This window comes from Paenibacillus sp. ACRSA (assembly GCF_022346845.1).
Lineage (GTDB): Bacteria > Bacillota > Bacilli > Paenibacillales > Paenibacillaceae > Paenibacillus.
Window position 1 is genome coordinate 274,544 of the sequence record NZ_JAKRNP010000005.1, and the last position, 12,324, is coordinate 286,867.

8 protein-coding genes are annotated in these 12,324 nt (G+C 41.5%); 7 read left to right on the top strand and 1 reads right to left on the bottom strand.

What is annotated here, in order from left to right:
* Positions 1 to 128 precede the first annotated feature (128 nt).
* From MH215_RS16935 to MH215_RS16965, 7 genes are all read left to right on the top strand, one after another.
* Complete coding sequence (locus tag MH215_RS16935; RefSeq protein ID WP_239291641.1) at positions 129 to 827, top strand: response regulator transcription factor; 699 nt, start codon at positions 129 to 131, stop codon at positions 825 to 827.
* Position 828: 1 nt separating this feature from the next.
* Positions 829 to 2,295: a HAMP domain-containing sensor histidine kinase gene (locus MH215_RS16940; protein WP_239291642.1), complete on the top strand. Its 1,467-nt coding sequence runs from the start codon at positions 829 to 831 to the stop codon at positions 2,293 to 2,295.
* Positions 2,288 to 3,445 carry a WD40 repeat domain-containing protein gene (locus MH215_RS16945; protein WP_239291643.1) on the top strand — a complete coding sequence of 386 codons (1,158 nt, stop codon included), beginning with the start codon at positions 2,288 to 2,290 and terminating at the stop codon, positions 3,443 to 3,445. Before MH215_RS16940 ends, MH215_RS16945 begins: the two co-directional genes overlap by 8 nt.
* A gap of 184 nt (positions 3,446 to 3,629) precedes the next feature.
* Complete coding sequence (locus MH215_RS16950; RefSeq protein WP_239291645.1) at positions 3,630 to 5,483, top strand: acyltransferase family protein; 1,854 nt, start codon at positions 3,630 to 3,632, stop codon at positions 5,481 to 5,483.
* Between the two features lie 44 nt (positions 5,484 to 5,527).
* Complete coding sequence (locus tag MH215_RS16955) at positions 5,528 to 6,229, top strand: SGNH/GDSL hydrolase family protein (RefSeq protein WP_239291647.1); 702 nt, start codon at positions 5,528 to 5,530, stop codon at positions 6,227 to 6,229.
* A gap of 42 nt (positions 6,230 to 6,271) precedes the next feature.
* Positions 6,272 to 7,285, top strand: a complete 1,014-nt coding sequence (locus tag MH215_RS16960; RefSeq protein ID WP_239291649.1) for an LCP family protein — start codon at positions 6,272 to 6,274, stop codon at positions 7,283 to 7,285.
* A 41-nt stretch (positions 7,286 to 7,326) separates the two neighbouring features.
* Positions 7,327 to 10,680 (top strand): M14 family metallopeptidase, encoded by a 3,354-nt coding sequence (locus MH215_RS16965; protein ID WP_239291650.1) that lies wholly within the window; start codon positions 7,327 to 7,329, stop codon positions 10,678 to 10,680.
* A gap of 362 nt (positions 10,681 to 11,042) precedes the next feature.
* Here MH215_RS16965 and MH215_RS16970 read toward each other — a convergent pair whose 3' ends face one another.
* A complete protein-coding gene (locus MH215_RS16970) occupies positions 11,043 to 12,242 on the bottom strand; it encodes a DUF418 domain-containing protein (RefSeq protein WP_239291651.1) in 1,200 nt (399 codons plus the stop codon).
* Between the last annotated feature and the right edge of the window lie 82 nt (positions 12,243 to 12,324).

The window sequence follows — 12,324 nt, forward strand, 5'->3', positions numbered from 1 at the left end:
GTCCATCTGGGCATCGACTTTTTGATTTGTATTTGTTCTGAATTGATTATTTTCGCTCAAATCGTTAACATAGGATTCAATGTCAAGAAGCGAAGAGACATGAATAAGCGAATGAGATGGAGATTATCATGAGAAATTCAAAAATCCTTATTATTGAAGACGATGCACCTATTGCAGATTTACTTTCATACGGTCTTTCTTTGGAAGGGTATGAGACACGTATTGCTTCTAGTGGGGCCGACGGGATTCAAGCAATACAATCCTTTCAACCGGATCTGTTGTTATTGGACTGGATGCTTCCAGATCAAAGCGGATTGGATATATGTAAGAAGGTTACTGCTGAGTACAACATTCCGATCTTCATGATTACGGCGAAATCGGATATTACGGATAAAGTGCTTGGTTTGGAATTTGGTGCAGATGACTATATAACCAAACCTTTTGATCTGCGAGAAGTCATTGCACGTATACGAACCATTTTGCGACGAGTGGAGCAATCTAATCACAGGGATCAAAATGAGTTACATACAGAAATCATTCGTTTTCATCATATCGAGATTCGTCCTGAAGAGCGCCTTGTCAGTAAAAATAATCACCCTGTAGAGCTGACACCTAAGGAATATGACTTACTCATGACTTTAGTGAAGAATCCTGGTCGAACCTTCAGTCGGTCTGATCTGCTTGATGTAGTATGGGGGTACGATTTTGCAGGAGATACACGTACCGTAGATACACACATTCAACGACTTCGCAAAAAGCTTGATGCAACGGAAGATATTACCACCGTATTCGGCATTGGATACAAGTTCAGAAAAACGGGTGATTGACATGCATAGAATCAGTATCAAATTCCTTCTGGGCTTCCTGTTAATCTTCTCTTTTTCATTCGTTGTGTTGAGTCAGACGGTGAAGGAGATTATTCATTCGAGCAATCAAAACCTGATCACAACCGAGCTTGAAGGTCTGAAAAATAATAGCAACGTATACGTTCGTCAAACCTTTCTGATCAATCATTTTACAAGCAATGAGCTTTATTATGGAGAAATGGCAGAGGAACTAGGAAATAATCTAAATCATGCAACTGGTAACAGTATCGGTGTATATACCGTCGATGGAGAATTATTATACGCATCGGACACAACGTTATTTTCTCAGCCTGAACGGACTGACTTGCAGGAGGCTATTAAGGGCAACACCGCGTATAACATCAATTATGAAGGAGAAGAAACATCCGTTTTGTTCTCCTATCCAGTCGTCATCGATGGATCGAAAGTTGGTATTCTACGCTTCTACAAGGATTTCAGTCTGCTATATCAACAAAGTAATCGAATACTGGATACGACGCTCTATATTACACTTTCTATATTTGCGGTTACATTTTTATTTTCCTTCATTCTATCCAGACACATCACTCTTCCGCTTGGAAAACTAGCGCGAGCATCTTCTGACGTGAAAAATGGCAATCTGGATGTGCGTATTGAACTTAAACGAAAAGATGAGATCGGCAGACTCGCTGATAATTTTAATGACATGATTAATCAGATTGATCAGCAAATGAACATTATCCGTAAGGATCGGGATCAGCTCAAGGAGCTTCATGAGCAAGAAAAGCGTTTCTTTGATAATATCACCCATGAACTCAAAACACCGTTAACTTCTATTCTAGGCTATGCTGAGTTAATTAAAGCGAACGGAGAGAAGGATCGCACCTTTTTTGAAAAAGGGATGAATCATATTGTCGAGGAGAGCAAGCGACTGCACAAGATGGTGCTGAAGCTACTTGAAGTCTCACGCCGGCAAGCGACTACCCAGGAACTATATCTCGTTAACGCAGGTGCGGTTCTGCGAGATGTGCATGATTCTATGTCCATTCGTGCTAAACGGTATAAAAAAAGGATAATACTAGATCTGGAAGATGAATTACTTCTTCTCGCTCAGGAGGATCGAATTCGACAACTATTTATTAACCTCATCGATAATGCAATTAAATACAGTTTGGACTTCTCTGTGATTACGGTACAAGGTCATCGAATTGAAGATAAAGTTCGATTTATTGTTGAAAATCCGAGTGACCCTATTGATGCGGACGAGCTCACGAAGCTATTTGAGCCATTTTATCTGGCACATTCCAAGGACTCAGAAGAAGGCAGTGTCGGATTAGGTTTAAGCATCGTCAAATCAATTGTGGATGAATTACAAGGTTCAATTTCCATCATTAGTGAAGATCATCATACCAAGGTTACGATGGACTTTGACCTGTATCATCAGACAGAGGAGGCGAGCCATCATGACTAAAATATATATGCGATGGGGATTAGGCTTGCTGCTGTTGTGTCTCATGCTGTCAGGGTGTAGTAGTCGATTTCAGAATGAAACCATTATTATATCAGCAGAGAACGACACATCCGAACAGATGCAACATGATCTAAGTCCTGTACAAGTCCAAAAAATATACCGTCTTCCGGAAGAAAACATTGATAGGGGCTATTGGTGGGGTTGGGACACTACGAACTCCATTGTGGGAGCATTCAAGTCGGCAGGTTATCCCGAGCAAATGATGTTGAAGCGGTTAGCATTCCCATTTGAACAGAGTGAGACCCTATCTGGAGATATGCCAGAGATTAAGATCAATAACAACCAGATGACACTTTCGCCTGATGGATTACACATTGCTGATATTCGCATAACGAGAACAGCTGCTAACCTAAACTTATTCTCGATAAAAGACAAGACAACAGCTAAGTTGGATTCATTCAGCTTGAAAGATCAAAAGTATTTTCAGAACATGTCTTGGTCAGATAACAGCCAATTCATAAGTTATCTTGTTCTGGATGCTGTTGAAAAAAATCAAAGTAGCTTACGAATATATGATACTAAAGCCAACTCAGTCAAATCGTATACTTTAAACGATTTTAACAATGGAGATACGCTACTAGATGTTCGAGTATCCAATGATGGTCGAAGTGTTTTGATTAAGCTATTGGATTCAAGTCAGTCCAACAAAACAACAATTGTACTAGGCTTACTGAGCGATGGGCACTTTGAGACCCACTATAAACGTCAAATTGCAGATAATCAGATGACATGGATCAGCAACGATCAGTTTGCTTTCCTTGGAAGGGACGGTACACTTTATGAATACGATCAGCGGAACGGTGAGCTTTCAGTTGTCCTAGAACGCGTGACTGCATTTGAATTTTCTCCAGACAAAAGATTTATTGCATATAAACTACAGGATGAAGACATCGTTTATGTAGGCAAAATGCAAGGTAGAAATGTGTTGTACAATGAGCCTGTGTATCACGGTATTTTACCGTTAAACATGAAATGGAGTCCTGATAACACACGTTTGTTTATACAGGGACCTAAGATCTTTGCGAATCCTAAGACGATGCCTAATGATGATTCGACTGAAGAGCCAGCTTATATTATTGAATTTGAATAGCAAAACTTCACAACCCTTTTTCATACATTCGTATGGAGAGGGTTTTTTTGTGTTTTCTTTGTCAATAGCGATGTGTCTGTTGTGACAACTTGTTTACATCTTGATCAAACTTTGGCGACATCCACTGATTATATTAATACAAGAGTCACAGATATAGCCCATATACAGACAAGGAATGAAACATATGATTGGGAAACAAAATCTACCGAAAAAACGTTACATGCCTGGACTTGACGGCTTGCGAGCGATTTCTGTGCTGGCGGTCATTGGTTACCATTTGGATATGAAATGGGCTCAAGGTGGACTGTTAGGAGTCGGAGTGTTTTTCGTCTTATCGGGCTACCTAATTACAGATCAGCTCCTTATGGAATGGAAATTGAACAATAAAGTATCGATTTGGAGCTTTTGGATGAGAAGGTTCCGCAGATTGTTGCCCGCGATGTTGGGAATGCTTGCGCTGGTTGCCTTGTGGTTAATCGTGACAGACCCAGCTAGATTAATATCGCTCCAGGGCGACTTTATCTCCTCCATATTGTATGTGAATAACTGGTATCTCATTTTTCACCAAGTTTCATATTTTGAGAGTTTTGGTCCTGCTTCACCCATTGGACATTTATGGTCACTTTCAATTGAAGAGCAGTTTTACCTGATTTGGCCTATCCTTCTGCTGGTTGCCTTAAGCTTTGCACCACGGCGTGGAAGGCTACTGCTTTGGATGCTGGTATTGGTAGTCATATCTGCACTAGTCATGACTCTACTATATGTACCCGGAACAGATCCAAGTCGAGTCTATTACGGTACGGATACCCGAGCTTTTGCGATACTCATCGGAGCCGCATTAGCTGTGATATGGTCAAGCTGGAAACTGAGTGAGAGGATATCACCTTCAGCACGTACATCGCTAGATCTCGTTGGAGCGCTAGGTTTACTTGTGCTAATGATAATGATTTATCGTACGAATGAGTATGATAATGCGTTGTATCAGTACGGCTTCTTGTATCTGTCTCTGGTCACAGCGGTCATCATTGCGGTATTAGTACATCCAGTGAGCCGTTTAGGTAAAATGTTGGGCTGTCGTCCCTTATCCTGGATTGGTAAGCATTCGTACAGCCTTTATATATGGCACTATCCCGTCATTATATTAATGAAGCCCGGAGGAATCAGTGAAGAGCTAGGGTTTGGAGCGATTATGTTGCGACTGATCATTATTCTTTTATTGTCGGTGCTTTCATATCAGTTCATTGAAGAACCAATCCGCAAAGGTAGGTTGCGTGCCAGATGGTATTCCATTAGGCATCATGAACGCTTCAAGCCAATGATCGGACTGAGCGTTACACTAATCGCCTTCTTCATTGCCCAATCCTGGATTTCGAATGCAGCGCAGATACAGCCTGAATCAAAGCAAGCTTCCGCCGTCCACCGAGCATTAGAAGATGAAAATCAAGAACCTATCGTCCCGGATGTATCATCCACCGAACCCAGTGAAGATAGCCAAATGTCCATTCCGAATGCGAATAACGAAGGACAACAGCAACCTGATGCAGATAAAGTAGCCAATCTCATTAATGCTGGTGAGGGCATGACGCTAATTGGTGATTCAATCATGTTGGATATAGAACTCTATATCCAAGAGCTGATTCCAGGTGTTGTCGTTGACGGTAAGGTAGGCAGACAGATGACGCAGGCTCAACAAGTCGTAGACGAACTGCGGGCGAATGGAAAGTTAGGAGAACGCATCGTCATAGAATTGGGGAGTAATGGGGTGTTTAACAAGAGTAAATTGCGCTCCTTGCTGGATTCGTTGCAAGACAAGCAACTTTATCTTGTGAACACGCGTGTACCCAGAAGTTGGCAAGATTCTGTTAACAGTTCATTGAAAGAAATCGCCAGTGAATATGAAAATGTGAATTTGATTGATTGGTATACGGCCAGTGAGAACAGAAGTGAGCTGCTTGCTCATGATGGAGTTCATTTAACCCCTGAAGGAGCTAAATATTACGCTACCCTGCTGGCAGAACATCTCAAACACAACTCATAACGAATGAACAAAACATAGAGCTTAGTGAAAGGCAGGAATACAAAATGAAACAAACTAAAGCATGGATGGTGTGGGGGCTTACTCTTCTAATCTTCACGTTAGGATATCTGGGCTTCCATTCGCTAGCCTCTTCCGAAAGTAGTCGGGATAACAAACAGCATTCTTTTTCTGATTCATCCGAGGATGGTGTGAGTTCGATACATTTGCAGTCTAATGGTGAGTTGGAAACGAAAAAGACAGAGCAGCCGGTGAAGAAATCAGATTCTGCATCGATGACGGGTGAAGGGGTTACGGTCATAGGGGACTCTGTACTCGTTGGTATTGAGCCTTACCTGAAGGAGAAGCTTCCAAAAGTTATTGTGGAGGGCAAAGTCGGAAGACAGATGTCTCAGGCGAATAAACTAACTGATGAGTTGAGAGAGCAAGGAAAACTAGGGGAGCACATCATTATTGAGCTCGGAACAAATGGACCATTTTCTAAAGATCAACTTCGTAGTTTGCTTACATCATTATCTGATGCCAAGCAGGTCTTGGTTGTAACGACGCGAGTTCCAAGAAGATGGCAGGACATAGTGAACTCCAACATTGAAGAAGTTGTACCCGAATTCAACAATGCCAAAATCGTAGACTGGTATACAGCTAGCGAAGGGAAAGATGAGTTCTTTTACCAGGATGGTGTGCATTTGAAGCCAGATGGCAGTCGATTTTATGCTTCGCTTTTAATTGAAGGTCTAAAAAGTAATTAAAACTGACTTCACAATTTTAACGAATTGAAAAGGAGTAACGATATGTCTGTAAAGTCTGTGAAAAAGAAAAGAATTGCTATGATGCTTATCATAATTGTTCTTGCTATTGTTGCTTTTGGTCTCTATTACTTCACATCCATCTATAAAGGATTGGAAGGTTTACAGAAAACGTCCGAGAATTCTCCCTTTGCTGAAGTAATGGCGAGTGAGGAAAAGGTGGTAGAACCACCAAAATGGTTAGGTACAGAGCCAGTGAATATTTTGTTAATGGGTGTCGATGCGCGTGGGAATAAGAAAAATGAGATTCCAAGATCAGATAGTATGATGGTTGTTTCCTTAGATCCTGTCAAAAAGAGCATTCATGTATTCTCTATACTTCGAGATACCTATACCGATATTCCTGAACATGGCAAGAATCGTATCAATACGGCGGTTACCCATGGACCGAAGACTGCCATGCGAGCAGTTAGCGATCTGCTTGGTATCCCAATCCAATTCTATGTATACACCGACTTCCAAGGATTTATCAAACTGGTTGATGCAGTCGGTGGAGTTGATTTTCATGTGGAGAAGGATATGACCTATGAGAGCAAAGCAGATAACCATGAGTACGATATCAATTTAAAAGAAGGCGAGCAGCATTTGGATGGGAAAACAGCACTTCAATACGTACGTTTTCGCCATGATGCACTGTCAGACTATTCGAGAACGAAACGTCAACGTGATTTTACCAATGCCATGGTTGAGAAAATGAAAAGCACAACGTCCATTATGAAGCTACCAACGATTCTGGAAGAAGTTAGTCCATATATTGATACGAATCTCTCGGTGGAGGACATGTGGCAATTGGCATCCGTTGGATACAAGAGCAAGATGCAAGCAAGTGAGCAAATTCCACCAACGAAACTGCTTGAGGAGAAATATGTTGGACGAGCAGCAGTGTTGGGTGTAACCAGCAGCAATGAACTGAAAAAGTATGTTCAGCAAATTCTTGAAGATGGTGAATCGGAGTCTGCACAAACCGAAACAGAAGTCGAGATATCATCCAATCCATAACATTAAGGGACTGGATGGGGATATGAAAGAGGAGGAGCAAGATGATTAAGAAAATGTTGAAAAAATGTGTAGTCGTATTTATGGTATCATTGTTAGTTATAATGAGTACGGCATTTGATGGTGCGGTTATGGCAGCATCAGTGCAGAGCAAGGGTGAAGACACGATGAATGACTTGAAGAAAACTCAAACATTAATCATGAATCATGATGTTGCATCGATGACGGAGAAAAGAACCTTTGAAGTGAAGTTGAAACTTCCAGCAGGAGTAGATGCCAAAAGCATAGGCTGGACATATGATGGCAAGCCGTTAACCGAATGGAAAACTTACGTTGATGGTGATTACACCGGCCCGTCTTTTATTAAAATTAGTAATGTGAAGACGAACAAAGATGAGTTAACGGCAAATATTACGTTTGATCTTCCGTATGGCTCGACTAATCTTGCTGAAGCACACTTGCAAGCCCAGTTATTTGGGTCACTGGCGGGAACATATGAACTCGCAGCCGTGGCGAGTGGTCAAGTGATTGCTCAGGCTCCAGTTAAATTAACACCTTATGACAGCTTCATTCGATACGATGACTTGAAGCCAGAGATTGATGAGGTTACAGCTCAGGCAGCTAAGGAGAACGACAGATATATTGAAACGACCTCGATCGGTAAATCAGTGGAGGGTAGAGATATCTATCTTACGATTGTAGCCAAGGATAAGGCGACCGTGGATCAATATCAAAATATTACCCATCCTGCCATGATCAACAGTCCTGAGAAATTGCAGCAGGATATCAAATCTGGTGCATTCGGCGATTATGCAGTTCCAATCTGGCTGAATAATATCCATCCGAATGAATCCCCTGGTGTGGATGCTATTTTTAATTATTTTAAATCTATGGCCTTGGATAAGGACATTGTTTATAACACAACATTGCCGAATGGTAAAGCGAACAAAGTTACTTTGGATGTAAATGATGCACTTGAGCATGCTTTTTTTCTATTCATTTACACCGATAATCCAGATGGACGGTATCATACGAAACGATGGAATGCCAACTATTTTGACTTGAACCGGGATAACTCTTATCAGACCCAGCCTGAGACGAGAATTGTGACAGAACAGATTGCCAAATGGTCTCCATTGTCTTTCCTAGATCTGCATGGGTTTGATCGAAATTTCCTGATTGAACCAACAACCCCACCGCATGATCCAAACATGGAGTATGATCTGGTGATTGACAGTATGCTGGAACAAGCAAAAGCGATGGGGGAAGCTGGCATAGCCAATACCCGGTACGATTATTATCACATTCCATATGAGGAACATCGCAAAACGATGGAGGATCCTAATTACGTATCCAAAGGCACCGCTACGAACTGGGATGATGCATCACCCGGCTACACTGCTGTATTCGCCATGCATCATGGTGCATTAGGACATACACTTGAAATTCCTGAGAATAACGAAGAATCAACGAAGGCGTTATATTACAGTGTTGCAGGAGCTACTTCATACGTCATGGATCATAAGGAAAGTTTGTTTCTGAACCAGTTGGAAATCTACAAACGAGGTGTCGAGAATGTGGACAATCACGCTGTAGATCAATACTTGGTTAATGCGAAAAATGAAGTGATTGGACGTCCGCGTCAAGGAAACGAGAATTTCTTCCCAGAATACTATGTGTTGCCTATCGACAAGAGTGTTCAAAAAAATGCACTTGAAACCTATCGGATGATAGAGTACCTTCTCCGCAACGGAGTTCAGATCGAACGTTCGACAGAAGCGATTACCGTTGATGATAAGACATATCCAGCAGGATCATTTGTTATCAATATGCATCAGGCGCTGAGGGGGATGGCTAATCTGGTTTTGTATGACGGAATTGACGTATCAGATTTTGAATCCGTGGCCGGAGAGATCGTTCAGAATTTCCCTGATCTACGTGGTTTTAATGCTTACTCAGTTCGAGAGCAGAACGTATTCAAAAACAAAACGACGACGGTAACCTCCGTATCCATCCCTTCGACTTCAATGCCGGATAATACGACATATGTTGTTATTAAAAACACGAATAACGATGCAATCCAAGCTGTAAATGAACTGTTAGCATCAGGGAAAGAGGTCACCATGTTAACTTCACGTGGAGAAGGAACTGAAATAGGAGACTTTGTCGTTTCTTATGCTGACTTGGCTCCACTGGCTAACCATTACTTCCTTGACGTGAGAGCTTATGGCGATATTAAATCTGAGGGTAAGAACCTGAAGCGCTCAACAGTAGCAACGCTCGGTGAACCTGCATTTGTCCTGGAAGGATTGGGCTTCGAAGTTACACCTGAACCCGAGAAGGCAGATGTGCTTGTTAACCTGTTTGATGTCGACGAACAGATTAAGAAGGGTAAACCTTTTGTAGCTTATGGAAGTATGGGTATGATGATCGTAAAGGACCTGATTCCTGGATTCACTTACGGCGGGCCTGAATGGGAACGTTACGAGGGTGTTTTCTTGGCGGATGTGAAGCAAGATAATGTTATTACAGCTCCTTATGATGATCAGGAATATTTATATACTGTAACCGGATCGTATATTCAATCTGTACCGAAAAATGCAAAAGTCCTTGCTAATTTCAGTACGAAAGACCATTTTTACAAATCAGGCTGGTGGCCAGGGCATGACGTTGCCAAAGGTCATATCATGGCATTCACCTACGAAGAAAACAACGAAAATATTACGGTGTTTGCCAATGATCTAACGAACCTTGGGCACTCACAGCATCAATACCGTTTGCTGGCGAACTCCATTTATAATGCGGATTCAACAGACAAGCATGGATCTGAATCACAAGCAGAGTTTAATGATCTGGATCGTGTAGATGCATGGGCAGGAAACGAAATTCGTGACCTAGCTAAACAAGGTATTATCCAAGGGACAAGCAACAATCAATTTGAGCCGTTGAAGTCATTAACGCGCGCAGAGTTTCTGACAATGCTTCTAAGAGCTTTTGATTATACTAATCCACAGGCTCAAAGTTCATTTACGGACGTTCTGTCGTCAAGCTGGTCATATCCATATATATCATCAGCTGTTGAATTAAAGTTAGTGGATGGTGTGGGCGGTGGACGCTTTGAACCTAACCGTGCGATTACACGAGAAGAAATGGCGCAGATGGCAGCTAATGTGCTCAAACATAGCCAGCATACTACAAGTGCCGACCTGAATAATTCGTTATCTAGCTTTACTGATCGTAGTACAATTGCCCCATATGCACGTGAGGCTGTTGCTTGGTTGACACATGAGAACATTATTAAAGGTTATACGGTATCGACCTTTGGTGCAAAAGAAATTGCTAATCGAGCACAAGCTGCGGTTATTATTCACCGGATGATACCATTCACGAAAGAATGAATTTAACTCTATAAAAATCTCAATTTACTCACTTTGAAACGTTAATTCAAAACAAGATCAGTCTGCAATCCTAGCAGACTGATCTTGTTTTTTTGGTTGATGGTATGTAGAAAATTGAAACGTTTTTACTTATTAAGCGTATGAAAGGAAATATATTGATATAAATATTTAACAAAACAGGTTCTTCAACGTTCCCTTTCAAAATGGAAATACGGGGATGATACATCAAGTCACAATCAAATATGGAAAGAAGTATTTTTTCAAGGCTTTAATAGATTAGAGAAGAAACCGTCAATCTGAAAAGATCGACGGTTTCTTTTGTATCTAGAAATAATGATTTATCTATCTAACAAACAAATATCTTACTTTGGTGTAGATGCTGAACCAAAAGAACTGAACAGCCGATCAAAACTTCGCATCATTGATTCAAGTGGACCATTAGGCATGCGTGCAATCATGGAGCCAATCACCAGTGTAACGATAACGACAAGCAGATCATTCAGTGGAATTACGCTTAAATCATAATCGATGTTTAGGATCGTCAAAACCCATACAATAATGAACTGAAGGGCATACATCGTAAGAGCTACTCGCCCGACTGCTGCAAAAGGGGTTAAAACGATTTTTATTCTGTCAGGAATCAGGAACACAAGCCCTAGTACGAAGAATGCAATACCAAGTCCAATCAGGGTTTGGAACGTGGATGCGGTATGCGGAGCTGTCTGAAGAAGCAAATGCCACATCTGTGGTGGAGTTACATTATGCGGCCAGATTGCATATTCATCAGGCGGGGCCTGATCTAAATTCATTATGCTCACAAGCCATGACTCAAAGGAACTGGTTAGATCAGGGAGTACATAGATTGCTAGTAGTTTACCAATGGTTAACATAATGAAACCGCTGACTGCAAGTGTTATTGCGATGCGTTTGTTGGTTAAGTTAAACCGAGCAATAGCCATTCCTGCAACGAAGGCAGGTGCAAGTGCCAGAGCAGACATTGGACCACCAGCAATATCTTGAAGCAGATAAGCACCCTTGAAGTAGCTCATCCCTAGAATCATGAGTGGGGGAGCGAACAGCAATAAGCCCACCGCGGTGTAAACAATTACACGAGTCGAACGGTTAACCAGAACCAAGGCCAGTATGAACATGGCTGCATAAGCAGGTAAGATGATACCATACGGAGTATTTAACATAATAAGCAAGTAACCTATAATGTCTACAAAGATTGCCCGAGCCAGCATTTTGGATCGAAAAATGGATACATCACTTCCACGCTCTTTCATGCGCTGAGCCATGATGGAGTAGGAAATCCCTCCACACAGAACGAATAGGAGTGTTGTGTTACCTGCTACAAATGCGTTTCTCTCGTTTAAGGCAAAGTGTTGTAAAAACATCCCGATTACGGCAAGCCCTCTTACTGCATCAAGGGCAATTAATCGCCCCGAACCATTACTTTTGCTCTTTTGAGTAGAGCTGTTTGAGTGATTAGTTTCGAAGTAATCTGATGCTTTTTCATTAGTATTGAAGGATTCATCTGGCGACTGAGAACGAACTAACAATTCATTTTCCTCCTTAACATATTTAATAACGGCACAATATTACTGTTGTATTCTGCACCTTTTCACAATAACGAGCAGTTGT

What these genes read in the sequence shown, in the direction of transcription:
- MH215_RS16940 (WP_239291642.1), top strand. Translation starts at nt 829, where the DNA reads ATGCATAGAATCAGTATCAAATTCCTTCTGGGCTTCCTGTTAATCTTC.
- MH215_RS16965 (WP_239291650.1), top strand. Translation starts at nt 7,327, where the DNA reads ATGATTAAGAAAATGTTGAAAAAATGTGTAGTCGTATTTATGGTATCA.
- MH215_RS16945 (WP_239291643.1), top strand. Translation starts at nt 2,288, where the DNA reads ATGACTAAAATATATATGCGATGGGGATTAGGCTTGCTGCTGTTGTGT.
- MH215_RS16960 (WP_239291649.1), top strand. Translation starts at nt 6,272, where the DNA reads ATGTCTGTAAAGTCTGTGAAAAAGAAAAGAATTGCTATGATGCTTATC.
- MH215_RS16955 (WP_239291647.1), top strand. Translation starts at nt 5,528, where the DNA reads ATGAAACAAACTAAAGCATGGATGGTGTGGGGGCTTACTCTTCTAATC.
- MH215_RS16950 (WP_239291645.1), top strand. Translation starts at nt 3,630, where the DNA reads ATGATTGGGAAACAAAATCTACCGAAAAAACGTTACATGCCTGGACTT.
- MH215_RS16935 (WP_239291641.1), top strand. Translation starts at nt 129, where the DNA reads ATGAGAAATTCAAAAATCCTTATTATTGAAGACGATGCACCTATTGCA.